Consider the following 26,886-nt stretch of genomic DNA (forward strand, 5'->3'; position numbering starts at 1 on the left):
GCGCCGGAAAACGCGGGGCGCAGCCCCGTCCGTAATTGCGGTGCCGTTGCCGTAAAGCGGACGGCCCGGTGGGCCGTCCGTAGGCAATGTCGCGCGCCGACAGGCGCGCCGGAAAAACGTGGGGACGTCCCCCGCCGTCCGGCGACACCCGATTCCGTCCGTTGTTTTGATTTTCGCGGTTTCGGATGTACGTTATGACGGAGGTTAAACCTTTTACCCCATGATGGGCGCGGGTCTGGCCGACGTTGCAACGGCATGCGACGATCGAAGAAGATGAAACAACGGAGGAGTTGCCATGACGAAGAAGATCATCCTGGACTGCGATCCCGGGCACGACGACGCCGTCGCCATCCTGCTGGCGGTCGGCAATCCGAACATCGACCTGCTCGGCGTCACCACGGTGGGCGGCAACCAGAGCCTCGACAAGGTGACCTACAACGCGCGCGCCGTGCTGGAGAAGGCGCACGCCACCGACGTGCCCGTCCACGCCGGCTGCGACCGTCCGCTCGTGCGCAAGCAGGAGGTCGCCGCCTCCATCCACGGCGAGACCGGACTCGACGGCGTCGAACTGCCCGAGCCGACCCGCCCGCTGGACCCGGGCCATGCGGTCAACTGGATCATCGACACGATTATGAACAACGAGCCCGGCACCATCACGCTCGTGCCGACCGGCCCGCTGACCAACATCGCCATGGCCGCCCGCCTCGAGCCGCGCATCGTCGACCGCGTCAAGGAGGTCGTGCTCATGGGCGGCGGCTACCACGTCGGCAACTGGACCGCCGTGGCCGAATTCAACATCAAGGTCGACCCGGAGGCCGCCCACATCGTCTTCGAGGAGGATTGGCCCGTCACCATGGTCGGCCTCGACCTGACGCACCAGGCCCTGTGCACGCCCGCCGTGCAGAAGCGCATCGAAGGCGTCGGCACCGACCTGGCGATGTTCGTGTCCGGTCTCATGGACTTCTTCCGCAAGACGTACCAGGACAACCAGGACTTCATCGACCCGCCGGTGCACGACCCGTGCACCGTCGCCTACCTCATCGACCCGTCCGTCGTCACCACGCGCCGCTGCCCGGTGCACGTCGAACTGCGCGGCGAATACACGCTCGCCATGACCGTCGCCGACCTGCGCGGCCCCGAACCTGCCGCGGAGGAATGCCATACGCAGGTGGCCGTCAAGCTCGACTTCGACAGGTTCTGGGACCTGGTCACCGAGGCGATCAGGACGATCGGCTGATCCGGAACCCCGAAGAACCGCAAGAGACCAGAGAAAGGACCGGGAAGGACACACCATGACCGCAACCAACGCAACCAACGAAGCCGGCAACGGCGGAATGCTCGACAAAGGCGGCAAATCCGTCGTCGCGCTGATGACCGCCCTGATGGCCGCCATCTTCGCCTTCCAGCTCAACGCCTCCATGCTCTCGCCCGCGCTGACGACCATGAGGATCGAGCTGGGCACCACCGACGCGCAGATCGGCCTCACCCAGACCGTCTTCTTCACCTCCTGCGCCGTCTTCTCGCTGTTCCTGCCCAGGCTCGGCGACCTGCTCGGACGCAAGAAGGTGCTGCTCGGCATCCTCGCGCTCACCGCCGTCGGCTGCGTGATCTCCGCGCTCGCCGTGAACGTCGCGATGCTGATGATCGGCCGAGTGATCCAGGGCGTCGCCGGCCCCGTCGTGGCGATCACGCTCATCATGCTGCACGCCAAGGTCACCGAGGACCGCAAATACGCCAAGCTCATGGCCATCCTCACCTCCGTCAACGGCGGCATCGGCGGCGTCGACGCCATCCTCGGCGGATGGCTCGCCGGCACGTTCGGCTTCCGTTCCGTGTTCTGGGTGATGGTCGGCGTGGCCGTCCTCGCCATCATCCTCGTCGTGTGCTTCGCCGAGGAAAGCACCGCCAGCGAAACCCCGAAGATGGATTGGGCCGGCGTCGTGTTCCTGTCCGCCGCGTTCCTCGCCGCCTACCTCGCCATCAACGAGATCCAGAAGCTCGCCGCCGCCAACTGGCTGCTCGTGGCGGGCGAGGTCGTGCTCGCGGCCGTCCTGTTCGTGATCTTCTGGAACGTCGAGAACCGCCAGAAGCACCCGATGGTGACCACCCGCTACCTCAAGCAGCGCCGCACCTGGGGCCTGCTGCTCACCACGCTGCTCACCATGACCGGCGTCTTCGCGATCATGAACGGCATCGTCCCCGCCCTCGCGCAGGACCCGGACGCCGGCGCCGGCATGAGCGCCAGCGTCGTCTCCTTCGCCACGCTCACCCCGTACGCGCTGGTCGGCCTCGCCTTCGGCCCCGTCGCCGGCATCCTGGCCTCCAGGTTCGGGTTCCGCACCGTGCTGCGCGGCGGCCTGATCGTGAGCGTCGCCGGCGCGCTGTTCGGCGTGTTCGTATCCAACACGCCGACCGTATGGGCGCTGGTCGTCATGTCGGTCGCATTGGGCGTCTCCTACGCCGGCACCGCGAACATCATGCTCAACGGCCTCGGCGTCGTGCTCTCCCCGTCAGACAACCCCGGCTACCTGCCCGGACTGAACGCCGGCGCGTTCAACCTGGGCGCGGGCCTGAGCTTCGCGATCCTGTACGCCGTGCAGAACGCGTTCACCGCCTCCTCGGGCGCGACCGCCGGCTACGCGGCCAGCATGTTCGGCGGCGTGGCGCTGCTCGTGCTCGCGCTGCTCGCCTCGCTGTGCATCCCCAAGGTCGGCGAAGCCGAGTGACCGCATGACGATCGGGACGACGGGCCGGAATCGGATGCACCGCATCGCGCGGGAATCCGGTTCCGGCCCGTCGCGTCGTAGGAAAGGACAAGGCCGCATATGACCGACGACACGTTCCGCCGATTGAACACCACCTTCGAATCCGGGCGCACCAGGCCGCTCGCATGGCGTCGCGCGCAACTGGACGCGTTGCGGCGCATGATGCGCGAACGCGGCGACGACCTCGCCGAGGCGGTCCACGCGGACCTCGGCAAGCCCGTGGCCGAGACCACGCTCACCGAACTCGACCTAATCGCCGCCGAAGCGCGGTTCGTACGCGACCGGATGGGCTCGTGGGCGCGCCGACGGCCCGTGGCGATGCCATGGGCGCTGCAGCCGGCCCTCGGATGGACGGTGGCCGAGCCGAAAGGCGTCGTGCTCGTCATCGCGCCGTGGAACTATCCGGTGCTGCTGTCGCTTGGGCCGATGGCCGACGCGCTCGCCGCAGGCAACGCCGTGTGCCTCAAGCCTTCCGAACTGGCGCCGCGCACGTCGGCGCTGCTCGCACGGCTCGTGCCACGGTATCTCGATCCGGACGCGGTCGCGGTGGTCGAGGGAGGAGCGAAGGAGACCGGCGCGTTGCTCGCGCGGCCGTTCGACCATGTCTTCTACACCGGCGGCGAGCGTGTGGGGCGGATCGTGATGGCGGCGGCCGCGAAACATCCCACGCCGGTCACGTTGGAGCTCGGCGGCAAGTCGCCGTGCTTCGTCGACGGAACCTGCGACCTCGGCGTGGCGGCGCGGCGCATCGCGTGGGGGAGGTTCACGAACGCGGGCCAGACCTGCGTGGCGCCCGACTATGTGCTCGCCACGCCCGACGTGGCCGAGGCGTTGGCGGAACGCATCGGCGTGGCCGTACGCGAATTCTACGGGGAGGATCCCCGGCGTTCCCCCGATTACGGGCGCATCGTCAACGGGCGTCACGTCGATCGCCTGTGCGGTCTGCTGCCCGTACGGGCGGCGTCCGGCGACGGGGCGTCCGGCCCCCGCGGAACGCACGTGTTGCGTCGCGACCTGAGGGAGCCCCTCGTCAAGGCGGCGTCCGCCATAGGCGCCGTCATCGACATGGCGGGGCGTCGGCTTTCCCGCGGGGCTGTCGTTCCTGCGGGCGACGGTCCCGGATCCGGCACGGCGGATGGCATCGTCGCGGTGCCGGGCGTGGCGGATCCGGCCGGACGGGTGGTGTGCGGCGGCGTGGTCGACCGCGAGGCCCGTTACGTCGCCCCCACGGTGCTGTTCGGCACGAGCCCGGACGCTCCGGTGATGCGCGAGGAGATCTTCGGGCCGATCCTGCCGGTGCTGGTCGTGCGCGACGCGGACGAGGCCATCCGGTTCGTCAACGCACGTCCCCGGCCGCTCGCCGCGTACGTGTTCTCACGGGACCGTGCGACCCGTCTCGCGTTCGAGCGGCGCACTTCGTCCGGCGCCCTCGGGTTCGGTCTGCCGCTGGGGCATCTCATGTCCGCGCGACTGCCGTTCGGCGGCGTGGGTGCGTCCGGCATCGGCGCCTACCACGGCAAGTCCGGGTTCAACGCGTTCAGCCACGTCAAGACGGTGACGGTGAAACCGTCGCATCCGGACACGCTGCGTCTGGTCTATCCGCCGTTCGACGCGATGACGCGCCGTGTCATCGACGTGCTGCGTCGGTTGGGTTGATACGGGGTTTGTTGGGCCGATGCGGTCGGGGTCTTGCTGGACTGATGCGGACGGGGTTTGTTGGGCCGATGCGGGCCGGGTATTGCTGGACTGATGCGGGCCGGTGGGGATGGTCGGGCCGATTCGCATCGGACGGGGCCAATGGCCGCCCCACGCAGCGGCGGATATTACGGGAATCATCCCATTGCTCCGTAACATCCGCCGCTACGCATTCGCAAACGGCGGATATTACGGAGATGACCGGCTTGCTCCGTAAACAACGCCCCTGAGATGACGTAAGCGGCGGATTCCATGGAGCAATGGGATGATTCCCGTGGAATCCGCCGCTATGGCTATGGGCTGCCTCAAGCGAGGGAGGTGGTGCAGCTGCAAGGGATGCGCCGGAAGGTACGTCGACCAAGGAGCAACGCCGTTAGCACACCCTCGTCCATGCGTTCAGGTTCCTGAAGTGAGGAGGGTGGTGCAGCCGCAAGGCGTACCGGAAGGTGCGCCTTGCGAGGAGCAACGCCGCGGATGCGGCGCATTCCTCACTTCAGGGCCTTGAATCCGATGTCGTGGCGGTAGAACATGCCCTCGGTGGGCAGCGCGTCGATGATCGCGTACACCTTGTCCTGCGCGTCCTTGATGGTGGGCGCGGAGGTCTCGACGAAGAGCACGCGGCCGGAGGAGGCGACGAGTTCGCCCGCCTCGTCCTTGGCGACGCCCGCGTAGTAGACGTGGGAATCCTCGTCGACGTCGATGGCGGGGATCTTCGCGCCCTTGACGACGTTGGTCGGGTATCCGTCGGCGGCGAGCACGACGCCGAGGGTGACGCGGTCGTCATCCCAGGTGAACTCCGGGGTCTCTCCGTCGAGGATGGCGCTGATGCCGGTAGCCAGGTCGGAGGTGAGCTTCGGGAGCACGACCTCGGTCTCGGGATCACCGAAACGGGCGTTGAACTCGATGACCTTCGGGCCGTCGGCGGTGGCGATGAGGCCCGCGTAGAGGATGCCGGTGAACGGCGTGCCCTCGTCGGCCATGGCCTGCACGGTGGGGCGCACGATGGTCTCGATGGCCTCGTCGACGACGGACTGCGGGATCTGCGGCACCGGGCTGTAGGCGCCCATGCCGCCGGTGTTCGGACCCTCGTCGCCGTCGTAGGCGCGCTTGTGGTCCTGGGAGATCGGCATCGGCCAGAACTCGGTGCCGTTGACGAAGCTCATCAGGGAGAACTCCTGGCCCTCGAGGAAGTCCTCGATGACGACCTTGGCGCCGGCGTTGCCGAAGCGGTGGTCGACGAAGATGTCGTCGAGCGCATCGACGGCGGTCTCGACGTCCATGGCGACGGTGACGCCCTTGCCGGCGGCCAGACCGTCGGCCTTGACGACGATCGGCGCGCCGTGCTCGCGCACGTAGGCGACGGCCGGCTCGAGCGCGTCGAAGGTGGCGTAGGCGGCGGTGGGGATGCCGTGGCGTTCCATGAGCTGCTTGGCGAAGTCCTTGGAGCCCTCGATCTGCGCAGCGGCCCTGTTGGGGCCGAACGCCTTGAGGCCGGCGGCGGCGAAATCGTCGACGATGCCTTCGATGAGCGGCACCTCGGGGCCGACGAACGCCCAGTCGTAGCCGTTGTCCTTCATGAAGTCGATGAGCGCCGCGTGGTTCGACTGTGCGATGTGCGTGGTGCGGATGCCGTCGAGCTCCATGCCCGGGTTGCCGGGGGCGACGGTCACCTCCTCGACGCTGCCGCCGCGCTGGAGCGCGTGGGCGATGGCGTGCTCGCGCGCGCCGGAACCGATGACCAGAACCTTCTGACCCATATTCGAAGTCCTTTCACATGGTTGCGGCTCCCCTCGCGAGGGGAGCCGTGGAATGGATGGTGGTTTACTTGAGCGCGATCTGCGTGCCGTCGGCGTCCTTGACGATGGAGCCGATCACATAGCCGGCCTCGCCGTTGTCCTCGAGCAGCTTGACGGTCTCGTCGGCGCGGTCGGCGGGGACGGCGAGCACCATGCCGATGCCCATGTTGAAGATGTTGTACATCTCCATGTGGTCGATCTCGCCGGCCTTCTCCAGCACGTCGAAGATCGGCAGCACGGGCCAGGAGCCGAGGTTGATCTCGGCGGCGAGGCCGTCGGGGATCATGCGCGGCACGTTCTCGATGAAGCCACCGCCGGTGATGTGCGCGACGCCCTTGACGACGCCCGCTCCGAACAGGGGCTTGAGGGCCTTCACGTAGATCTTGGTGGGGGTGAGGAGCACGTCGCCGAGCTTCGCGCCGCCGAGCTCGTCCAGCTCGGTGTCGACGGTGTAGCCGGCCTGCTCGAACAGGGCCTTGCGCACGAGGGAGAAGCCGTTGGAGTGCACGCCGGTGGACGGCAGGCCGATGAGCGCGTCGCCTTCGGCGATGCCGGAACCGTCGACGATCTTCGACTTCTCGGCCACGCCGACCGCGAAGCCGGCCAAGTCGTATTCGTCCTCGTCGTACATGCCGGGCATCTCGGCGGTCTCGCCGCCGATCAGGCCGGAACCGGCCTGCACGCAGCCATCGGCCACGCCGGCGACGACCTGCTCGAGCAGGGCCGGGTCGTTCTTGCCGCAGGCGATGTAGTCGAGGAAGAACAGCGGCTCGGCGCCCTGGGCGGCGATGTCGTTGACGCACATGGCCACGCAGTCGATGCCGATGGTGTCGTGCTTGTTCGCCATCTTGGCGACCATGAGCTTGGTGCCCACGCCGTCGGTGCCGGAGATGAGCACCGGCTCCTGGTAGCCGAGGGAGGCGAGGTCGAACAGGCCGCCGAAGCCGCCGATGCCGCCGACCACGCCGGGGCGGTTCGTGCGGGCGACGTGCGACTTGATGCGCTTGACGACTTCGTAGCCGGCTTCGACGCTCACGCCGGCGTTCTCATATGCTTTGGGCATTGGGTTTGGTGCCTTTCTTGGGGCTGGTGGGTTGGGGCTTGTTACGTGTCAGGCGTTGTCCTGCGGACGCTCCTCGGGCTGCACGGTGTACTCGTTGCCGATGTACTTGCTCTTGTACAGCGCGAATTCGGGCAGGCGCACGCGGTCCTCGGGGGTGAGGGACTTGAGGAAGTCCTCCTCGTAGTCGTCGAGCGCGGTCGGGTAGTCGCCGTTGAAGTAGGCGACGCACAGGCCGCCGTACGGGGCGTCCGCGCCGAGGCCGATCGATTCGACCAGGCCGTCGAGCGACAGGAACGCGAGCGAGTCGGCGCCGATGTACTCGCGGATCTCCTCGACCGACTTGTGGCCGGCGATGAGCTCGCGCGTGGTGGAGATGTCGATGCCGTAGAAGCACGGGTACTTGAGCGGCGGCGAGCTGATGCGCATGTGCACCTCGGCGGCGCCGGCCTCCTTGAGCAGCTGGACGATGCGCTTCGAGGTGGTGCCGCGCACGATCGAATCGTCGATGACGACGACGCGCTTGCCCTTGACGACGCTGCGCACGGCGGAGAGCTTCATGCGCACGCCCTGCTCGCGCAGCTCCTGCGTGGGCTGGATGAACGTGCGGGCCACGTACTGGTTCTTGATCAGGCCCATCTCGTTGGGCAGTCCGGCGGCCTCCGCATAGCCGGATGCGGCGGACAGCGAGGAGTTCGGCACGCCGATGACCATGTCGGCGTCCACGCCGGATTCGGCGGCGAGGCGGGCGCCCATGCGCTTGCGGGCGGAGTGGACGTTCACGCCGTAGATGTCCGAGTCGGGGCGGGCGAAGTAGATGAACTCCATCGAGCAGATCGCCAGCTGCGTGTTGTTCGTGTACTGCACGATGCGGTAGCCGTGGTCGTTGACGACGACGATCTCGCCCGGGCGGATGTTGCGCACGAGCTCGGCGCCGACCACGTCGAGCGCGCAGGTCTCGGAGGCGAGCACGTAGGCGCCGTTCTTCATCTTGCCGAGGGAGAGCGGGCGGAAGCCGTTCGGGTCGAGCGCGCCGATCATCGCGTCCTCGGTCATGAGCAGGTAGGCGAAGCCGCCGTGGACGGTGTTCAGCGCCTCCTTGAGCTTGTCCATGAAGGTGCGCTGCATGGAGCGGCGGATGAGGTGCATGAGCACCTCGGTGTCCGAGTTGGAGTGGAAGATGGCGCCTTCGTCCTCGAGCTTGCGGCGCAGGGACGGGCAGTTGGTGAGGTTGCCGTTGTGGCACAGTGCCACGTCGCCGTCGTGGAAGCGGAAGATGAACGGCTGGATGTTGTCCGTGGTGCCGGAACCGGCGGTCGCGTAGCGGACGTGGCCGATCGCGCGGTCGCCCTTGAGGCGTTCGATCTCGCGCTCGTCGCCGAAGACCTGGGTCAGCAGGCCCAGGCCGCGGTGTCCGGTGAGGTGGCCGTGGTCGTTCGCGACGATGCCGGCGCCCTCCTGGCCGCGATGCTGCAACGCGTGCAGTCCGAAATAGGTGAGACGGGCGGCGTCGGGATGTCCCCACACGCCGAAGATGCCACATTCCTCATGAATGTCTTCGAGTTCAGCCGACAAGCCAAAGCTCCTTTTCAAACAGGGGGTTCACTAACTGTTTACCCTACCAATCGCCGGCTACATCGCCGGTGTCGCGCCGTTTCCGGGGGAGACTCCGCCATGACACACGGCGCTCGAACAAATGTTCGATTCTTTGCTATGATGGTTCGACGCGAAGGCGGGCGGGCGTCCATCCGCGTCCCCTCGCGCATGAACGCCACGGACGGAAGCGAGGTGATGACGATGGCCGCGTACGCATCGGCCGCGGGCCCCGGCCATGCTCGGGGAGACGGGCGCGTCTGCATCGCCATCGACCTCAAATCCTTCTACGCCTCCGTCGAATGCGTGGAACGCGGGCTCGACCCGTTGAACACGAACCTCGTCGTGGCCGACGAAACGCGCACCGACAAGACCATCTGCCTGGCCGTCTCGCCGTCGCTCAAGAGGCACGGCATCCCCGGCCGGCCCAGACTGTTCGAGGCGAAGGAACGCCTGCGACGGGTCAACGCGGCGCGGGCGGCCGCCGCCCCCGGCCGCCGACTGGCCGGGGAATCCTGCGACGCGCGCGACCTGGAACGCTCCCCATGGCTGAAGGCCTCGATGATCATCGCCAAACCCCATATGGCCCATTACCTCGAGGTCAGCGGCCGGATATACGGCATCTATCTCAGGTATGCGGCGCCCGAGCACATCCACGTGTACTCGGTCGACGAGGTGTTCATCGACGCCACGCCGTATCTGAAGGCGCTGGGCATGGCACCGCACGGGATGGCCGTGGCCATCGTGCGTGACATCCTGTCCGAGACCGGCATCACCGCCACGGCCGGCATCGGCACGAACCTGTACCTGGCGAAGGTTGCCATGGACATCGTCGCCAAGCACATGCCGGCCGATAAGGACGGCGTGCGCGTCGCCGAACTCGACGAGATGTCCTACCGACGGCTGCTGTGGGACCATCGCCCGCTCACCGATTTCTGGCGCGTCGGCCGCGGATACGCGAAACGGCTCGAACGGGCCGGGCTCATGACCATGGGGGACATCGCCCGATGCTCGGTGGGCCGCGCCTCCGACTACTACAACGAGGAGCTGCTCTACCGCATGTTCGGCGTGAACGCCGAACTGCTCATCGACCATGCATGGGGGTGGGAGCCGTGCACCATCGAGGACATCAGGTCGTACGAACCGGACGCGCACTCCACCAGCATCGGGCAGGTGCTCACCGGCCCGGCGGATTGGGGCACCGCGCGGCTCATCGTCAAGGAGATGGCCGACGCGCTCGCCCTCGACCTCGTCGGCAAGGGTGTGCGCACGAACCGGGTCACCCTCGCCGTCGGGTACGACATCGGCAGCCTCGACGCGGGCAAGCTCGACGATTGCGAGGATCCGGCGACGCGTCTGCTGGCCGAACGCGCCGCGGAAAGCTACCACGGCCCGGTGAGCGTCGACCATTACGGCCGCAAGGTGCCCAAACCCGCGGTCGGTTCGCTGGGGCTGGGGGAGTACACCTCGTCGTCCGCGCGCATCCGCAGGGCGATGGCCGCGCTGTTCGAACGCATCGTCGACCCGCGTCTGCTGGTCAGACGGCTCACCGTCGTCGCCGACGATCTCGCCACGGACGGCGATCTGGCCGCCGGCAAACGCTACGAGCAGCCCGACCTGTTCGCGCAGGGCGATGCCGGGGGTGATGGCCTGGGCGCCGCCGGATCGGCGGCCGGTATGACGGGTCGTTCCCGGCCATCGGCGTCGGGCGGGCGTCCCGGCGGGAACGATGGCGTCCGGTCCGGGGATGATTCCGGCGGGCGCGCCGATGGCGGAGCCGATCGCGACGCGGTGGACCGCACGCTGTTGGAGATCAAGCGACGGTTTGGGAAGAACGCGGTCGTCAAGGCCATGAACATGGAACCCGGCGCCACCGGTATCGAACGCAACAACCAGATAGGAGGGCATCACCGTTAGGCGGACAACCCGGTGGGTTGTCCGTAGGCGATGTGCGAGCCGACAGGCGAGCCTGCGTATGCGGGTGCAGCCTGTCCTTATCGACAGGAGACCGAGCGACATGGCATTGCATGAGACCCACCGATACGACGACATCATCGACATGCCGCACCACGTGTCGCGGCGGCATCCGCCGATGTCGCGCCACAAACGCGCCGCGCAGTTCATGCCCTTCGCGGCGCTGTCCGGCTACGACCGCGTCATCGAGGAGACCGCACGCCACGTCGAGGAGGAGGTCGCCGCGCGCGACGCCCAATACGACCGCGACTTCGGCGCATGACCGCGACCGGCGGCCGGCCGTATGGAAGGAAGCCGGGGCGCGGGCCGCCTTGCGGTGTAAGGTGTGTCGGCGTCGGTTCGGGCGAGAGGGGGCGCATGTCGGAGGTCGTCGTGGTGCTTGCGTTCTGCGCGATGCTGTTCGTCAGCGTCGCGCGGGGATGGTCCATCATCCCCGCGCTGCTGGCCGGCATGGCGTTGTTCGTCGGGTATGGGCTGGTGCATGGACGGACGTTGACCGCGATGGCCCGTCGTGCCGTGGGCAGCGTCCGTGCGGCGGGCATGATCCTCGTGACGTTCGCGCTCATCGGCATGATGACCTCCCTGTGGCGCGCCAGCGGCACCATCGCGTTCATCGTGGCCCACGCCTCGACCCTGATCCACGGCGTGACGGTCGTGCCGTTGACGTTCCTGCTGTGCTCGGCGATGTCGGTCCTGGTCGGATCGTCGTTCGCCAGCGCCGCGACCATGGGCGTGATCTGCATGTCGCTGGGGCTATCGATGGGCGCCGGTCCGGTCCTGCTCGGCGGCGCGGTGCTCGCCGGCGTGTACGTCGGCGACCGTTTCTCCCCGGTTTCCACCAGCGCCCTGCTCGTCGCGCAGCTCACGCACACCAACCTGTTCTCCAATCTCGGGCGCATGCTGCGCACCGGCGCGGCGCCGTTCGCGTTGAGCTGCGTCTTCTATGCCGCGACGGCCGTATACGACGCCGCATCCGGAAGCGGGACGATGGCGGCGGCCGGCTCCGGCGGCATTCCGATCGCCGGATTGTTCGCGAAGACGTTCGACCTGCACTGGTTCACCGTGACGCCGGCGGTCCTGGTGATCGTCATGGCGCTGTTGCGGGCGGACGTGCGTGTGACGATGATGGCGAGCATCGTCGTCTCCGCGGTGGTGTGCGTCGGTGTGCAGCGCATGGCATGGCGCGATCTCGCGTGGCTGGTCGTGGCCGGGTATCATGCCGGCGATCCGCGCGTCGGCGCGCTGCTCGATGGCGGCGGGGCGGCCTCCATGGTGAATGTGGCGGTGATCGTGTGCATCTCCTCCGCCTACGCGGGCATCTTCGCCGAAACCCGCATGCTCGACCGGCTGCGGCTCGCCATCGATGCGATGGGCGCGCATATCGGTGCGGCCGGTGCCACGGTGATGGTCGCGTCATGCGCCGCCGTGGTCTCCTGCAACCAGACGCTGACGATCATGCTCGCCCATCAGCTGGGTGCCGGCCTGTACGGCGACGACGAGGACGGTCGCGGCGAACAGGCCATTGACCTGGAGGATTCCGCCGTCGTCATCGCGCCGTTGGTGCCATGGTCGATCGCCGGCGCGGTGCCGCTGGCCACGATAGGCGCGCCCACGGTGAGCATCGTCGCCGCGACGTTCCTGTACCTGTTGCCGGTCACCCGTCTGATCGGTTCGGCGGTGTCATCCCGGCGTCGCGGAACGCCCGGCGATAGACGGTGACGAGCCCGTCCAGGCGCATCGATGCGTTGGCGGTGCTGGTCGAAGGCAACGGCGTCATCGGCACGTCGAAACCCGCATCGTCCAGACGCGGCGCGATGAGGCGGCGGTACAGCTGTGCCGCCTTGCCTCCGGTGGTGAACACGTGGGAGATCGGGGCGTCGCGCAGCATCGGGGTGATGTCGTTCGGCACGGCGTTGCGGATGCTCGCGTCGCTCGCCCCCGTGATGTCGCACGAGGCGATGACGTCCCACAGGGCCACATGATGCCGCAATGCGAACGCACGGCGCGATTCCGGCGTCGTCCCGACCCGGTCCGTCGGATCGTCCGGGTCGGCGAGCACCGCCTGAAGCACCGGCCAGAACCGGTTGCGCGGGTGCATGTAGTAGAACGACGCCTCACGCGATTTCGGGCTTGGCATCGAACCCAGCACCAACACCCGTGACGTCTCGTCCCATACCGGTCCGAACCCATGCTCCACATGCGTCATCAATCCGCTCATGCCGGCCATCGTAGCGTTGTTTCCCGCGTTACAGCTTTGGTTTTTATCTATCGATGATGTGCAAGGTAAGAATAAGATACTAATGGGCGCTTGATTTGGACAATCGCAGGTATCGGTTCGCTATGTCATCGAGCTGAGAGACGATCTGCGGGAACGGAAGATTAAGATCCAGCGTCCTCGCGGCAATCAGGTTGCCACCCATCGTGTATTCACTGCCGAGCACGATGCCGTCGTCGTTTTTCGCATACAGTAGCAGTCCTGATACGGCGTTGCCGAGATGCTCCTTTGAGGCCTTGTTCTTGACGTAGGTGAAGATCTGATACAGATTGCTGGAATGTAGTGTCTCCTTGCCGAAGCGCTGCTGCATGGTATGCGAGTAGTATTTCGCGTCAAGCAGCAGGATACGTCCCGCATAGGTCATGCATACGTCGGAGTGCATGACCGGAAGCCAGGGATCGTCGGCGATGACATCCCAGTCAATGTAGGCGGATGTTGTTGTAGCCTGTGGATATTCGTGCTGATAGTAGGAGAGGATGAACTTCTCATACAGGTGACTCATGCGCTTGTCGTCAAGAAAGTTCATGAGCCGTGGAGCTCCGGTACCAGGCCCGGGCAGCAGTCCCTTGGCAATGAACCAGCAGATGCCGAGCAGCATGCGATAGGTCTGATTGTTTCGGTCGAAACGGAATCGCCAATCCACCTGTCGCAGATCCACCGTAGACACGTCCGAGAAACAATCCAGGAGACGATGCAGTTGTCGGTTCCGGTCAGGTCTGATATCGGCGTGCGTGAGCAGGATCGTCGCGGATTTGATGATCCGGTTCATGTCCGTATCGTTGCAGAATACGTCGTACTCGCATACCAGACGTTTGGATATCGCATTGCGCGGCCGCATGGACTGTACCATGTCGATGCGGCCGCGCACCGTCATCAATGGCTCGGTCGTACGCCGGTATTCGTTGCGTAATCCCTGCTTGGCCAGTCGTAATAGTCCTCGGATCATGATGGCCGCGAACAGGTCCGCCGTATTGTCGAACCGTTCTCCAGCCATATCGTGGTATCCGTCACTGTCCAGTGTTTCGAAATAGTAGGTGAGCATGTGATAGATGTTGCGGATAGGAATCATCGTAATGACTCTTCCAACTGTTCGATCCACTTACCGGCCTTCTCCGTCTCGTCGAACCAGTATTCGCGAATCAGAGGTGCAAGTTCGTATCGGATGATGCCTTCGAGGGTGTCTAGGGTGGCGGTCTCCGCCGTCAGCCCGCACAGAAAACTGTGTCCTATCCTGAAACCTGGGCCGAGAGAGGGGTCCTTGGAGATTGTGTCGTTCAAGGACTTCACGCATGTGACCAACGCGGTGAACTGGTCGTTGCCGAGCGAGGCAGCGTATTTCTGGAAACCGGGTATATCGAAACCAGGCTGTAGTTCGATGAACGCGAATCTGCGCCGCAACGCATAGTCGATCATCGCTAGGCTGCGGTCGGCGGTATTCATCAGCCCGATGAGATAGAGGTTCGGCGGAACGCTGAACATTTCGTTGCCGTACATCAGCGGCATGGCGTATCGATCGCCGCGCTTGTCCGCCTCCACAAGCATGAACAGTTCGCCGAAAATGCGGCTTAGATTGCCTCGATTGATTTCGTCGATGATGAAATAGTACGCATTGTCCGGATCGGATTCGGCTTTCTTGCAGAATGAGTAGAAGAGCCCTTCGTGCAGTTCGTACCCGGTTTTGGTCGGGCGGTAGCCCATAATGAAATCCTCGTACGAATAGCTTTGATGGAACTGCACCATGGCGATTCGGTCTTCGTCCTTCTCCCCGATGATCGACCATGCCAACCGTTTTGCGGCATAGGTCTTGCCCACACCCGGCGCGCCCGTGAGAATGATGTTCCGCTTCCGCTGAAGTACGGCACAAATGTCGTCATACTGCTGGCCGTTCATATACACGTCGTCAAGGAATTGCGTCCGCGAGTAGGATTCCTGTGCGACGATGGGTGTGTCGTCCGTATCCTCGTCCGCGTACAATTCATCCAATTGACGGATTAGTTCGATCTTGTCGCTGATGTCGGTCAGCGTCTTACGAGGGGATACCTGACTGTCGATGGAGATGATTCCGAGATTCTTCCAATCGACCATTCGGGCGTTGCGATGGTCATCCTCGCGATCCGGATCGTATCGGTAGCCTTCCTTGACGACGCCACGCCCAAGAATTTCGGAAGGCTTTAGTCCTTGATAGGCGAACACCACGTCTCCCGGCTTCATGATATGGGAAAACTCCCAGATGGCCTTGCTGTTGTTCGTCTGAGTTGTGTCGGAAGGGTAATCGTGTTGAAGCTGCGCCTGGATATCCTTTCTCGAGGCGATGCTTCTGAAGTTGCCGAGATCGCCCCAGCCAAGGCGCATCATCCCATCCTTGACACATTCATCCCACAGCTCGCCGCGGGGACCCGGGCGGTATGCCCAGTAGCGGCGGCGGACCGTGTCGTTCCCCGAGAGTTCCTGGGACTTGCGTTGTTTGTTTTGCTGGTTCACGGCCTCGGACTGCGACATAGCCTTATCTGACAGTTCCGGAAAGGTTGTGTATTCGTATGAACCTGTGTTGAGAACGGCTCGGCACAGGTCAATCAGATGCATGTAGTCGGTTCCATGCGGGGTCTCATTCCTGTCGAACAGGAGCTTGGCTTGATTGATGAAATCCTTGGGCATGCATTCGGGCTGACAGAGAAACCACCTGCTGCGCCCATCGAGGGTGAGATAGTGTTCCGGTCGAATCCAGAACAGACCCATCGTGATGTTCCATTTGATGCCGATTTGTGGCCGCACCTGATCGAAAGCATCGGCAAACCGAGTTCGGGTCTCGTCGTTCGGGGAATCGGCGAAGTCGAGCGCCGCTTCGAACAGATGCCAAAGATTGTCGATGTCGTGTTCTCCTCGACCGGGTTTGAACCAATAGAACGTTGTTTTCTGATTGTTGGCGAGTGGAACGCCGGCGAAAGCATGTGGGACCGGAGCTTTCAGGGCGAACGCATCATGGAGTTTTTGAGCGATGGCGATGCGGTTCGCCGTGGTAAGACCCCGGTTGAACAAAGCGAAGAAGGTGAACGGGTCCATCTCGACGGTCTCGCCGTCGGTTTCCAGTTTCGGGAGGCCCATGCCGGCTCCGGCATACGCATTCTTCGCTATGGCATAGAGCTCGGTCCGGCGTGTGCGGTATGCGCGGAGCTCATCCGCCAACTGTGAGTAAAAATCAACCCAGGCATATGCATTACCGGTCATGAATCCTCGTTTCCTGCAGTCAGGGAGTTGGTCGGCGGCCATTGCCGATACTGCACATGGTATCTCGGCGGCTTTGTTTGGATGCATACGGATTGTGTTTTCTTCGGCATTTCGAGCGGGGTAAGACCGGGCTGGGAAATCGACAAATAGCAGGGGGGTGTCTTCCGTAATGCAGAAGACACCCCCCCTGTCGTGTTTCACGGCGGCTGAGAAGCCGCTACCCGATCAGGCGGCGAAGTACTCGACGCCGGCCTCGAAGATCGGCTGGTACTTGTCGCCGGGCACGTTCACGTACAGGCCGTTGCCGGAACGCTCCGAGTGGCCCATCTTGCCGAACACGCGGCCGTCCGGGCTGGTGATGCCCTCGATGGCGAGCATCGAGCCGTTCGGGTTGACGTCCAGGTCCATGCCGGGCACGCCCGCCTCGCTCACGTACTGCGTGGCGATCTGGCCGTTGGCCTTGAGGCGCGCCAGCGTCTCGTCGGAGGCGACGAAACGGCCCTCGCCGTGGGAGATCGCGACCGTGTGCACGTCGCCCACGCTGGTCTTCGCGAGCCACGGGGACAGGTCGGAGGCGACACGCGTGCGCACGAGGCGGCTCTGGTGGCGGCCGATCGTGTTGAACGTCAGCGTCGGGCAGGTGGCGTCCATGTCGACGATGTCGCCGAACGGCACCAGACCCAGCTTGATGAGCGCCTGGAAGCCGTTGCAGATGCCGAGCATCAGGCCGTCGCGGTTCTTGAGCAGGTCGCGCACCGCCTCGGTGACGGCGGGGGCGCGGAAGAACGCGGTGATGAACTTGGCGGAGCCGTCCGGCTCGTCGCCGCCCGAGAAGCCGCCCGGGATCATCACGATCTGGCTCTTGCCGATCTCCTCGATCAGCTTGGCGGTGGACTCGGCCACCGCGGCCGGCGTGAGGTTGTTGACGATCAGCGTGTGCGCCTCGGCGCCCGCGCGTTCGAACGCGGCGGCCGAATCGTACTCGCAGTTGTTGCCCGGGAACACGGGGATGATGACGCGCGGGCGCGCCACGCCGGAACCCACGTACACGGTCTTCTTCACGCCGGCCTCGGCCGCGTGGAAGTCGATCGTCTCGACGGTCTCGGTCTTCTCCGCGCCGCGCGAACGGTACGGGAACACGGATTCGATGCCGCCCTCCCACGCGTCCTGCGTGGCCGCGAGGTCGAGCGTCTCGCCGGCGGCCGTGAACTCGTAGGCCTCGGTGGTCACGCCGATCTCGCCGACCTCGACCAGGTTGGAGACGGCCGGGATCTTCTCGTTGTCCTTGAGCTCGACGATGAACGAGCCGTACGCCGGCTTGAACAGGTCGTCCAGCGTGATGCCGTCGTTCAGGGCCAGGCCGATGCCGTTGCCCACGGTCATCTTGAACAGCGCCTCGGCGGTGCCGCCGTAGCCCGGCGTGGAGACGGCCAGCGCGGTGCCGAAGTCGGTGAGCTCCTCGACCAGGCCGAACGCGTCGAGCAGCGCGTCCTTGTCCGGTGTGATGCCGTCGGCCAGATAGCGCGGCGCGATGCGCACGATGCGGTGGCCGGCGCCCTTGAACTCGGGGGAGGTGGCGCGCTTCATGTCGCCCACGGCCACGGCGAAGGAGATCAGGGTCGGCGGCACGTCGAGGTCCTCGAACGAGCCGGACATGGAGTCCTTGCCGCCGATCGCGCCGGCGCCGAGGTCGATCTGCGCCATCAGCGCGCCGAGCACGGCGGCCATCGGCTTGCCCCAGCGTTCCGGCTCGTCGCGCAGCTTCTCGAAGTACTCCTGGAAGCTCAGGTACGCCTTCTCATGCTCGAAGCCGGCGGCGACCAGCTTGGCGAGCGATTCGACGACGGACAGGTACGCGCCGGTGAACTGGTTCTTCTCCATGATGTACGGGTTGAAGCCCCAGGCCATCGCGGAGGCGGTGGTGGTCTCGCCGAACACGGGGAGCTTGGCGACCATCGCCTCGTTCGGGGTGAGCTGCCTGACGCCGCCGAACGGCATGAGCACGGTGCCCGCGCCGATCGTCGAGTCGAAGCGCTCCGACAGGCCCTTGTTGGAGGCCACGTTGAGGTCGGTGACCAGGGCGTGCATGCGCTCGGCCAGCGTACCGGTCGTCCATGCGGACGGCACCGAGTACGCCTGCTGCGCCTCGATGTGCACGGCCTGGTGCTTCGGCGCGCCGTTGGAGGCGAGGAACTCGCGGGTGAGGTTCACGATCTCGTCGCCGTTCCAGGTCATCACCATGCGCGGATCCTCGGTCACGGTGGCGATCACCGTGGCTTCGAGGTTCTCCTCGCGCGCGTAGCCGAGGAACTCGTCGACGTCCTCGGCGGCCACGTCGACGGCCATGCGCTCCTGCGATTCGGAGATCGCCAGCTCGGTGCCGTCGAGGCCCTCGTACTTCTTCGGGACGGTGTTGAGGTCCACGTACAGGCCGTCGGCCAGCTCGCCGACCGCCACGGACACGCCGCCCGCGCCGAAGTCGTTGCAGCGCTTGATGAGACGGCACGCGTCGCCGCGGCGGAACAGGCGCTGCAGCTTGCGCTCGACCGGCGCGTTGCCCTTCTGCACCTCGGCGCCGTCGAGTTCGAGCGATTCGACGTTGTGGGCCTTGGAGGCGCCCGTCGCGCCGCCGATGCCGTCGCGTCCGGTGCGCCCGCCCAGCAGGATGATCCTGTCGCCCGGGGCCGGGGTCTCGCGGCGCACGTGGTCGGCCGGGGTGGCGGCCACGACCGCGCCCACCTCCATGCGCTTGGCCACGTAGCCCGGGTGGTAGATCTCGTCGACCTGGCCGGTGGCGAGGCCGATCTGGTTGCCGTAGGACGAGTAGCCGGCGGCCGCGGTGGTCACGAGCTTGCGCTGGGGGAGCTTGCCCTCGAGCGTCTCGGAGACCGGCACGGTCGGGTCGGCGGCGCCGGTCACGCGCATCGCCTGGTACACGTAGGAGCGGCCCGACAGGGGGTCGCGGATGCAGCCGCCGATGCAGGTGGCGGCGCCGCCGAACGGCTCGATCTCGGTCGGGTGGTTGTGGGTCTCGTTCTTGAACAGGAACAGCCAGTCCTGCTGCTCGCCGTCGACGTCCACCTTCACCTTGACGGTGCAGGCGTTGATCTCCTCGCTCTCGTCGAGGCCGGTGAGGATGCCGTTCTTCTTGAGCCACTTCGCGCCGATCGTGCCCATGTCCATCAGGCACAGGGGCTTCTCGTCGCGGCCGAGCTCGTGGCGCAGCTCGAGGTAGCGCTCGAACGCGGCCTTGACGACCTCGTCGTCGATGGCGACGTCGGTCAGGATCGTGCCGAACGTCGTGTGGCGGCAGTGGTCGGACCAGTAGGTGTCGATGACCTTGATCTCGGTGATCGTGGGCTCGCGGCCCGCCTCGGCGAAGTACTTCTGGCAGAACTCGAGGTCCGCGAGGTCCATGGCGAGGCCGCGCTCGTCGATGAACCGCTGGCCGGCCTCGGCGTCCATCTCGTTGAATCCGGCGATGACCTCGACCTTGCCGGGGGTCGGCACGGCGGTCTTCAGCGTCTCCTTGGTCTCGAGGGACGCCTCGCGCGCCTCGACCGGGTTGATGACGTAACGCTTGATCGCCTCGACGTCCGCCTCGGTCAGGTCGCCTTCGAGGGCGTACAGCTTGGCGGAGCGCACGGTGGGGCGCTCGCCCTGCGAGATGAGCTGGATGCATTCGCTGGCGGAGTCGGCGCGCTGGTCGAACTGGCCGGGCAGGAACTCGGTGGCGAACACCTTCGCCGCGCCGAAGTCGGGCAGGTCGTTGGTGACGTCGTCCACCTGGGGCTCGCTGAACACGGTGGGCGTGGCCTGGGCGAACAGTTCGGCGCTGATGCCCTCCACGTCGTAGCGGTTCACGATGCGCACGGACTTCAGGCCGGCGATGCCGAGGATGGTCTTCAGTTCGCCTGCGAGCTGAAGGGCCTCGACGTCGAATCCGGGCTTCTTCTCCACGTACACGCGGAAAACCATGGGGTCCTGGTCCTTTCTGTGATTCGGTAAGGATTGGATGGGGTTGGGTTCGTTGGCAAAAGAGATATGGCTCCCCTTTCAAAGGGGAGCCATATGCGATGTCACTCGGCGCGCTCGATGCCCTCGGCCTCGGCCAGCTTGACCAGACGGCCGTAGATCTCCTCGTACGCGGGGATGATGTTGCCCAGGTCGCGGCGGAACAGGTCCTTGTCGAGGTGCTCGATCTTGCCGGACTTGTCCTTGAGGTCCCACAGGCGGCAGGTGTCCGGGGTGATCTCGTCGGCGAGCAGGATGGTGCCGTCGGAGGTCTTGCCCTCCTCGATCTTGAAGTCGACGAGCTGCACGTCGATCTTGGAGAAGATGTCCTTCAGGCCCTCGTTGACGGCGCGGGCGATGCGGGAGATCTCGGCCAGCTCCTCCTCGGAGGCGAGGCCGAGGGCCACGATGCCGTCGTCGTTGATGAACGGGTCGCCCAGATCATCGGACTTGAGGCAGAACTCGAGGATCGGCTTCTTGAGCGGGGTGCCCTCCTCGACGCCGTAGCGCTTGGCGAAGGAGCCGGCCGCGGTGTTGCGCATGATGATCTCGAGCGGGTACATGTCCATCTTCTTCACCAGCTGCTCGGTGTCGGACAGACGCTTGATGAAGTGGCTCTCCACGCCGCGCGCCTTGAGCAGGTCGAAGATGACGGAGGTGATGTGGTTGTTCAGGTTGGCCTTGCCTTCGATCTGGGCCTTCTTCGCGCCGTTGCCGGCGGTCGCCTGATTCATGTATTCGACCCACAGCACGTCGGGGTCGTCGGTTGCGTACATCTTCTTGGCCTTGCCCTTGTAGAGCATTTCCAGTTTCTCCATTACTCGCCTTTCAGGAGTGGAATATCTGGGTGAACTAACGGTAAAAGGGTACCAATCGCCGGCTACATGCAACACACGACCGCGGCGGATCGGCCCCGACGGGTCCCACGACGGAACGGGGCGGGAGCGGATGCGCGTGCGCGGGGACGCTACCGCACCTCGATCGTCAGCGCGTCGGCGACGCGGCCCGCCCTGGCGCGTGCGTCGGCCTCGTCCCCGCCGACCGCCAGCGCGACGGCCATGCGGCGGTGTCCGTGCACCTCCGGCTTGGCGAAGACGCGCAGGTCCGTGCCCGGCTCGGCGAGCGCACGGTCGAGTCCCGAGAACTCCGCCTCGCCGTCGCCGGCGATCACGATCGCGTGGCTGGCGGCCACCGCGCCCGCCGGCAGCGCGAGCGCGACGTGACCTTCCGTGACCGGCAGGCCGAGGATCGCGCGCGCGTGCAGCGCGAACTCGCTCAGACGCTGCGAGGCCATCGTCACCATGCCCGTGTCGTGCGGGCGCGGCGACACCTCGTTGAACAGGACCGAACCGTCGGTCAGCACGAACAGTTCCACGCCGAACACGCCCCAGCCGGTCTCGCCGCTCTCCTTCGCCTTCGCGACAAGCCCCTCGACGGCCGTGCGGGCGATGCGGCCCGCCTCGGCCAGCACGCCGTCGCCCGCCGCGGCCGGCTGCCACGACTCGCGGTAGTCGCCCGACTCCTGACGCTGCCCGATCGGCGCGCACGTCACGATGCCCGCGCTCGACGAGACCGTCAGCACGGTCAGCTCGTAGTCGAGCGGCGCCAACGCCTCGACGATCACGCGCGACACGTCGCCCTCGCCTGCGGCGCGACGGCCCTCCTGCGCCTCCGTCCATGCCGCGTCGATCGCGTCCGCCTCGCGCACGACCGACTGGCCGTGACCGGACGAGCTCATCACCGGCTTGACGACGCACGGATAGCCGACCTCGCCGGCGCCCGTGCGCAGCTCCTCCAGGGAGCCCGCGAAACGGTACGGCGTGGTCGGCAGCCCCAGCTCCTCGTGCGCGATGACACGCAGGCGCTCGCGGTCCATGCAGATCGCCGCGATCTCCGCGCTCGGCACCACCTGCACTCCGCGGGCCGCCGCATCGGCCAGCTCGGACGTGGCGATCGCCTCCACCTCGGGCACGACGATGTCCGGCCTCACCTCGTCGAACAGGGCGCGCAGCCGGGCGGCGTCCGCCATGTCGAGCACGCGGGACTCATGCGCCACCTGCTGGGCGGGCGCGCCCGCATACGAGTCGGCGGCGCACACCCACGCTCCCAGGCGCATGAGCTCAATCGTCACCTCCTTGCCGAGCTCTCCCGAGCCGAGGAACAGCACGCGCGTCGGCCGCGCGCCCAGCGGCGTGCCCAGCACGCTGCGGGGGGAGGGGGAGGGGAAGGAGGACAGGGAATCATTGGCAGTGTTCACGCTATCGGTCATGGGTCACATTCTCGCATCGACTCCCGATGAGGCGCGCCGGCACGTCGCGCCGTCGCCGGCCCATGGGGACGGGCGCGGTCCGCCGCGCCGTACGCCGCGCTGTCCTCCGGCCCATGGGACCGCGGGAACGGTCACGGAACGTTCACCGGCGTGCGGCGCGTTGATAACGCCCCATAAATACCGCGTATAGACACGCCGTTGCCGTCCGCCGGCGTGCGGCGTACGGTGAATGTCACCGATCGGTTGGGAATAAACGATCGGGCCAACGTTTTTCTTTCGGGGAACAACAGGTAGGGAGTCTTGGATGGGGAAGGGGAATCCGTCGTCCACAGGGGATCCGGTCATGGTTCCGATCTCACGCAGGGCGGCGGCGCTCCCGTCCAACCCGTTCGCCCAGGCCGACGCGCGCACCGCCGCCGCGATCCGGGCCGGGCGCGACGTCATCGACCTGTCCAAGGGCAATCCCGACGGGAAGCCTCCCGCGTTCATGCAGGACGCGCTCGCCCATGCGGCGCACGACCCGTCCCTGTTCCGCTACCCCGCGTTCGACGGGGTCCCCGCCTATCTCGACGCCATCGCGCACTGGTACCGCGAGCGCTACGACGTGGCGCTCGACCCGTCGTCCCACCTGCTCGCCACGGCCGGCGCGTCGGTGGGAATCTCCACCGTCATCGAAGCGCTCGTCGACGAGGGCGACACCGTCGTGGCCGTCGACCCGTACTATCCGCAATACGAGGGGTCCACCGCCGTCGCCAAAGGGGAGTTCGTGACGGTCCCCGCCGATCCCGGGCATGGATACCTGCCGGATCTCGACGCCGCCGACCCGGCGTTGTGGGACCGGGCGAAACTGCTCATCCTCAACTACCCCAACAACCCCACCGGCGCGGTCGCCACGCCGGAGTTCCACGAACGGGCCGTGGAACTCGCCCGCGAGCACCGGTTCGCGGTGATGAACGACTTCGCCTACGCTGGCATCGAATTCGGCGGAGACCCCTCGCCCAGCATCCTCGAGGTGCCGGGCGCGCTCGACGTGGCCGTGGAGCTCGGGTCGCTCTCCAAGATGTTCATGGTCGCCGGCTGGCGCGGCGGCTGGATCGCGGGCGCCCCCGGCATCCTCGCCGCGGCGAAGGCCGTCCACCGGCAGACCACCGTGCTCGCGCCCAGCGTCGTGCAGCAGGCCGGCGCGGTCGCGTTGGGCGGCGATTTGCGTTCCGTGGCGGTGCTCGGCGCGAACTACGCCCATCGTGCGCAGGTGCTCGCCGACGGACTGCGCGAGGCGGGATTCGACGTGGCGACGCCGCGTGGGGGCCTGTTCCTCTGGGCCCGCGTGCCGGACGGGTTCGGCACGTCGGACGAATTCACCGCCTGGCTCATCGAACACGCCGGCGTGGCCGTCATGCCCGGATCGTGCTTCGGCCCCGCCTCCGACGGTTTCGTGCGGTTCAGCCTGTTGAAGCCCGAATCCGACCTGTATCAGGCGGTCGCGCGCATCGGGCGCGCGCTGGCGTAGCCGGCGGGACGCCGCCCCTCCCCGTCGCGCGCCGTCATAGACTGGAGCAATGCGCGAACACGAATCGGAGAGGAACGGCCGCCGCCCGGCCGGCATCGAAGGTTTCGGAGCCGATGGGGTCGGCTTCGAGGAGGACATCGACCGGCCGCTGACCATCGCCCTGGTGGTCGACACGGTCGGCAACCAGGGCAACGGCACCTCCAATTCCGCCCTGCAATGGGCCGCCGAGCTCGAACGCCAGGGGCATCATGTGCGACTCGTCGGCATCGGGGCCCCCGAGTACCCGGCGCGCGTCAACAAGGTGCCGCTCGTCTCCTGGGTGGCCGCCAAACAGCAGATGCAGTTCGCCCAGCCGAGCGACACGCTGTTCCGCACCGCGTTCCAGGGCGTGGACGTCGTGCATGTCTACATGCCGTTCAAGTTCGGGCGCCGCGCGGCCAAGGTCGCCCGCCAGATGGGCATCCCCGTCACCGCCGGATTCCATCTGCAGCCGGAGAACGTGCTCTATTCCGCGGGGCCGCTACGCTACGTGCCCGGCATGGAACGGTTCCTGTACTGGCTGTTCCGCCAATGGCTCTACAAGCGGGTCGACCACATCCACACGCCCACGGAGATGACGGCCGGCCTGCTGCGCGAGCATGGCTACCGCGGCGTGACGCATGTGATCTCGAACGGCTATTCGCCGCGGTTCACCGCACGCGAGCCGCTCGACCCGGACGCTCCCGCGCACGTGCCGTTCCGCGTCGTCGCATCCGGCCGCCTCGCCCACGAGAAGGACCAGATCACGCTCATCAAGGCCGTTTCGATGAGCCGGCACGCCGGCGACATCCATCTGACCATCGCCGGCACCGGCCCGCTCAAGCGGTATCTCACGTTCCGCGCGCACCGCCGGCTCAGGCGCAACGCCGATATCGGCTTCCACCGCAACGCCGACATGCCTGCGCTGCTGCGCTCGTGCGACCTGTTCGTGCATTGCTCGATCGCGGACATCGAATCGGTGAGCGTCATCGAGGCGATGGCGTGCGGGCTCGTGCCGGTGATCGCCGCGTCGGAGCTGTCCGCGGCGAGCCAGTTCGCCCTGACGGACGAATCGTTGTTCCCGGTGCGCGACGCGGCGATGCTCGCGCGGCGCATCGACTGGTGGATCGACCACCCGGACGAGCTTGCGCGCTGGGGCGCGAAGTACGCCGAGCATACGCGCGAGCACTATTCGGTCGAGGCGTCCGTCCACCGGTTCGTCGACATGGAACGCGAGGCCATCGCTACAGCAGGGCGATGAGCCGCTCCGTCTCCTCGTCCGTGGTGGACCAGCTCGTGCAGATGCGCATCACCGTGTGCGTCTCGTCGGCCTTCTCCATGAAGCCGAGGCGCACATCCCGTCCGAGCCGTTCGATGGCCGTCCCGTCGAGCGTGACGAAGATCTGGTTCGTGGGCGCTTCGAAGGTGAGCGTATAGCCCTTCTCGCGCAGCGCGGCGCGGATGCGGTCCGCCTGCACGTTCGCGTTGCGGGCGATGCGGAAGTAAAGGTCGTCGGTGAACAGCGCGTCGAACTGCGCGCCGAGCAGGAATCCCTTCGCGAGCAGCGCGCCGTGCTGCTTGATCTCGGTGAGGAAATGACGCGGCGCGGCGGAACGCGCGTCGCGGTTCGCGAACACGACCGCCTCGCCGAACATCGCGCCGACCTTCGTGCCGCCGATATAGAAGACGTCGGCGATGTGCGCGAGGTCCCCGAGCGTCATGTCGCAGCCGGTCGCGGTCAGCCCGTAGCCGAGACGCGCGCCGTCGACGAACAGCGGCATGTCGTAGCGGTGCGCGACGTCGGCGATGGCCCGGAGTTCCGATTTCGAGTAGACCGTGCCGTATTCGGTCGACATGGAGACGTAGACGCAGCCGGGGAAGACCATATGCTCGTGGTTGCCGTCCGCATAGAAGGTCGCGCAGTACTCGTCGAGCTCGCGGGCGTCCATCTTGCCGTCGTGATGGGGGAGCGTGAGCACCTTGTGCCCGGAGTATTCGATGGCGCCGGCCTCGTGCACGTTCGGGTGGCCGGATTCGACGGCGACGACGCCGGCGTACGGCGGCGTGACCGCGTCGATGACCACCTGGTTGGCCTGCGTGCCGCCGACCAGGAACCACACGTCCGCGTCCGGCAGGCCGCAGGCCTCGCGGATTTTCCCCTTTGCACGGTCGCACAGTTCGTCCGAGCCGTATCCGGGGTACAGGTCGTCGTTGATGCGAGCGACGGCATCGAGGACCGCGGGATGCGCGGCACGGGAATAATCGTTTTCGAAGGAAAGCATGATGACGAGTGTAGTTGCCGGCGCGCCGATCGCCCGTTTCCCGCTCCCACGGGCGGGACTCCGTCGGCGGGCGGCGTGTACACCGGGATGGGGCCCGTGTCCCGCGCCCGCGGGCGGGACACGGTGGCGGGACCGTCCGAAGGTGGTTCTCCCGGGGGCGTCCGGCAAGAAGATGGCCCCCGGAACCGAAGGGAGAAGTTCCGGGGGCCATCTGTTTTGGGGAAGGAGGCGATGGTACGCTTTGCTGCTTTCGCCGCGCCGCCCTGCGCGGCCTCCTTGCAATGATGAACCACAAACAACCAGTACACGTGTGTTTTTCGCGGCCCGGCGCCTGCGCCGTGCTTCCATGCCGCGCCTCGGTGAATTCACCATCGATCGCTGTTCAGTTATCTCGAAGGCGTTGCGCCTGC

The 26,886-nt window shown here is 66.3% G+C and carries 18 protein-coding genes; 8 read left to right on the top strand and 10 right to left on the bottom strand.

Going from position 1 to position 26,886, the window contains the following annotated elements; translation table 11 throughout:
- The first annotated feature begins 295 nt into the window (after window positions 1-295).
- From uriH to GFD21_RS00425, 3 genes are all read left to right on the top strand, one after another.
- The gene (gene uriH / locus GFD21_RS00415) at window positions 296-1,237 is read left to right on the top strand and encodes a uridine-preferring nucleoside hydrolase UriH (RefSeq protein ID WP_163195959.1); all 942 of its coding nucleotides are present in this window, start codon (window positions 296-298) and stop codon (window positions 1,235-1,237) included.
- 97 nt (window positions 1,238-1,334) lie between these two features.
- Window positions 1,335-2,726, top strand: a complete 1,392-nt coding sequence (gene uriT / locus GFD21_RS00420; protein ID WP_163196495.1) for a uridine transporter UriT — start codon at window positions 1,335-1,337, stop codon at window positions 2,724-2,726.
- A gap of 99 nt (window positions 2,727-2,825) precedes the next feature.
- Complete coding sequence (locus tag GFD21_RS00425) at window positions 2,826-4,421, top strand: aldehyde dehydrogenase family protein (protein ID WP_163195960.1); 1,596 nt, start codon at window positions 2,826-2,828, stop codon at window positions 4,419-4,421.
- Window positions 4,422-4,948: 527 nt separating this feature from the next.
- Here GFD21_RS00425 and purD read toward each other — a convergent pair.
- The 3 genes from purD to purF form a co-directional block, all read right to left on the bottom strand.
- Window positions 4,949-6,217 carry a phosphoribosylamine--glycine ligase gene (gene purD, locus GFD21_RS00430; protein ID WP_163195961.1) on the bottom strand — a complete coding sequence of 423 codons (1,269 nt, stop codon included), beginning with the start codon at window positions 6,215-6,217 and terminating at the stop codon, window positions 4,949-4,951.
- A 64-nt stretch (window positions 6,218-6,281) separates the two neighbouring features.
- The gene (purM, locus tag GFD21_RS00435; RefSeq protein ID WP_163195962.1) at window positions 6,282-7,319 is read right to left on the bottom strand and encodes a phosphoribosylformylglycinamidine cyclo-ligase; all 1,038 of its coding nucleotides are present in this window, start codon (window positions 7,317-7,319) and stop codon (window positions 6,282-6,284) included.
- Between the two features lie 48 nt (window positions 7,320-7,367).
- A complete protein-coding gene (gene purF, locus GFD21_RS00440; RefSeq protein WP_163195963.1) occupies window positions 7,368-8,891 on the bottom strand; it encodes an amidophosphoribosyltransferase in 1,524 nt (507 codons plus the stop codon).
- Window positions 8,892-9,113: 222 nt separating this feature from the next.
- Between purF and GFD21_RS00445 the strand changes: the two genes are divergently transcribed.
- From GFD21_RS00445 to GFD21_RS00455, 3 genes are all read left to right on the top strand, one after another.
- On the top strand, window positions 9,114-10,826 hold the full coding sequence (locus GFD21_RS00445) for a Y-family DNA polymerase (protein WP_163196496.1): 1,713 nt from the start codon (window positions 9,114-9,116) through the stop codon (window positions 10,824-10,826).
- A gap of 100 nt (window positions 10,827-10,926) precedes the next feature.
- On the top strand, window positions 10,927-11,145 hold the full coding sequence (locus GFD21_RS00450; protein ID WP_163195964.1) for a hypothetical protein: 219 nt from the start codon (window positions 10,927-10,929) through the stop codon (window positions 11,143-11,145).
- Between the two features lie 95 nt (window positions 11,146-11,240).
- Window positions 11,241-12,602, top strand: coding sequence for a Na+/H+ antiporter NhaC family protein (locus GFD21_RS00455; protein WP_163195965.1), 1,362 nt, complete (start codon window positions 11,241-11,243; stop codon window positions 12,600-12,602).
- On the opposite strand, the gene GFD21_RS00460 is transcribed toward GFD21_RS00455, so the two are convergent.
- The 6 genes from GFD21_RS00460 to purT all read right to left on the bottom strand — a co-directional run bounded on the left by GFD21_RS00460 (window position 12,538) and on the right by purT (window position 22,666).
- Window positions 12,538-13,101 (bottom strand): DNA-deoxyinosine glycosylase, encoded by a 564-nt coding sequence (locus GFD21_RS00460; RefSeq protein WP_191996801.1) that lies wholly within the window; start codon window positions 13,099-13,101, stop codon window positions 12,538-12,540. The genes GFD21_RS00455 and GFD21_RS00460 overlap by 65 nt on opposite strands.
- 79 nt (window positions 13,102-13,180) lie before the next feature.
- Window positions 13,181-14,227: a 5-methylcytosine-specific restriction endonuclease system specificity protein McrC gene (gene mcrC, locus GFD21_RS00465; RefSeq protein WP_163195966.1), complete on the bottom strand. Its 1,047-nt coding sequence runs from the start codon at window positions 14,225-14,227 to the stop codon at window positions 13,181-13,183.
- Window positions 14,224-16,383, bottom strand: coding sequence for an AAA family ATPase (locus GFD21_RS00470; RefSeq protein ID WP_163195967.1), 2,160 nt, complete (start codon window positions 16,381-16,383; stop codon window positions 14,224-14,226). The genes mcrC and GFD21_RS00470 overlap by 4 nt, the downstream gene beginning before the upstream one ends.
- A 225-nt stretch (window positions 16,384-16,608) precedes the next feature.
- A complete protein-coding gene (locus GFD21_RS00475; RefSeq protein ID WP_163195968.1) occupies window positions 16,609-20,361 on the bottom strand; it encodes a phosphoribosylformylglycinamidine synthase in 3,753 nt (1,250 codons plus the stop codon).
- 101 nt (window positions 20,362-20,462) lie between these two features.
- Entirely contained in the window at window positions 20,463-21,215 is a 753-nt protein-coding gene (purC, locus tag GFD21_RS00480; protein ID WP_163195969.1) for a phosphoribosylaminoimidazolesuccinocarboxamide synthase, read from the bottom strand.
- A 149-nt stretch (window positions 21,216-21,364) separates the two neighbouring features.
- On the bottom strand, window positions 21,365-22,666 hold the full coding sequence (purT, locus tag GFD21_RS00485) for a formate-dependent phosphoribosylglycinamide formyltransferase (RefSeq protein ID WP_163195970.1): 1,302 nt from the start codon (window positions 22,664-22,666) through the stop codon (window positions 21,365-21,367).
- A gap of 343 nt (window positions 22,667-23,009) precedes the next feature.
- Here purT and GFD21_RS00490 point away from each other — a divergent pair, with 343 nt between their 5' ends.
- Window positions 23,010-24,176, top strand: a complete 1,167-nt coding sequence (locus tag GFD21_RS00490; RefSeq protein WP_163195971.1) for a pyridoxal phosphate-dependent aminotransferase — start codon at window positions 23,010-23,012, stop codon at window positions 24,174-24,176.
- A gap of 49 nt (window positions 24,177-24,225) precedes the next feature.
- The gene (locus tag GFD21_RS00495; protein ID WP_163195972.1) at window positions 24,226-25,455 is read left to right on the top strand and encodes a glycosyltransferase; all 1,230 of its coding nucleotides are present in this window, start codon (window positions 24,226-24,228) and stop codon (window positions 25,453-25,455) included.
- On the opposite strand, the gene GFD21_RS00500 is transcribed toward GFD21_RS00495, so the two are convergent.
- A complete protein-coding gene (locus GFD21_RS00500) occupies window positions 25,439-26,476 on the bottom strand; it encodes a threonine aldolase family protein (RefSeq protein ID WP_163195973.1) in 1,038 nt (345 codons plus the stop codon). The two genes, GFD21_RS00495 and GFD21_RS00500, sit on opposite strands and share 17 nt — an antisense overlap.
- Window positions 26,477-26,886: the final 410 nt, after the last annotated feature.

It is taken from the genome of Bifidobacterium platyrrhinorum (assembly GCF_010667645.1).
GTDB classification, from domain to species: Bacteria; Actinomycetota; Actinomycetes; order Actinomycetales; family Bifidobacteriaceae; genus Bifidobacterium; species Bifidobacterium platyrrhinorum.

Excerpts from the sequence above, each read along its gene's own strand:
- uriH (WP_163195959.1), top strand. The coding sequence starts at position 296 with ATGACGAAGAAGATCATCCTGGACTGCGATCCCGGGCACGACGACGCC.
- uriT (WP_163196495.1), top strand. The coding sequence starts at position 1,335 with ATGCTCGACAAAGGCGGCAAATCCGTCGTCGCGCTGATGACCGCCCTG.
- GFD21_RS00425 (WP_163195960.1), top strand. The coding sequence starts at position 2,826 with ATGACCGACGACACGTTCCGCCGATTGAACACCACCTTCGAATCCGGG.
- purD (WP_163195961.1), bottom strand. The coding sequence starts at position 6,217 with ATGGGTCAGAAGGTTCTGGTCATCGGTTCCGGCGCGCGCGAGCACGCC.
- purM (WP_163195962.1), bottom strand. The coding sequence starts at position 7,319 with ATGCCCAAAGCATATGAGAACGCCGGCGTGAGCGTCGAAGCCGGCTAC.
- GFD21_RS00445 (WP_163196496.1), top strand. The coding sequence starts at position 9,114 with ATGGCCGCGTACGCATCGGCCGCGGGCCCCGGCCATGCTCGGGGAGAC.
- GFD21_RS00450 (WP_163195964.1), top strand. The coding sequence starts at position 10,927 with ATGGCATTGCATGAGACCCACCGATACGACGACATCATCGACATGCCG.
- GFD21_RS00455 (WP_163195965.1), top strand. The coding sequence starts at position 11,241 with ATGTCGGAGGTCGTCGTGGTGCTTGCGTTCTGCGCGATGCTGTTCGTC.
- GFD21_RS00460 (WP_191996801.1), bottom strand. The coding sequence starts at position 13,101 with ATGAGCGGATTGATGACGCATGTGGAGCATGGGTTCGGACCGGTATGG.
- mcrC (WP_163195966.1), bottom strand. The coding sequence starts at position 14,227 with ATGATTCCTATCCGCAACATCTATCACATGCTCACCTACTATTTCGAA.
- GFD21_RS00470 (WP_163195967.1), bottom strand. The coding sequence starts at position 16,383 with ATGACCGGTAATGCATATGCCTGGGTTGATTTTTACTCACAGTTGGCG.
- GFD21_RS00475 (WP_163195968.1), bottom strand. The coding sequence starts at position 20,361 with ATGGTTTTCCGCGTGTACGTGGAGAAGAAGCCCGGATTCGACGTCGAG.
- purC (WP_163195969.1), bottom strand. The coding sequence starts at position 21,215 with ATGGAGAAACTGGAAATGCTCTACAAGGGCAAGGCCAAGAAGATGTAC.
- purT (WP_163195970.1), bottom strand. The coding sequence starts at position 22,666 with ATGACCGATAGCGTGAACACTGCCAATGATTCCCTGTCCTCCTTCCCC.
- GFD21_RS00490 (WP_163195971.1), top strand. The coding sequence starts at position 23,010 with ATGGTTCCGATCTCACGCAGGGCGGCGGCGCTCCCGTCCAACCCGTTC.
- GFD21_RS00495 (WP_163195972.1), top strand. The coding sequence starts at position 24,226 with ATGCGCGAACACGAATCGGAGAGGAACGGCCGCCGCCCGGCCGGCATC.
- GFD21_RS00500 (WP_163195973.1), bottom strand. The coding sequence starts at position 26,476 with ATGCTTTCCTTCGAAAACGATTATTCCCGTGCCGCGCATCCCGCGGTC.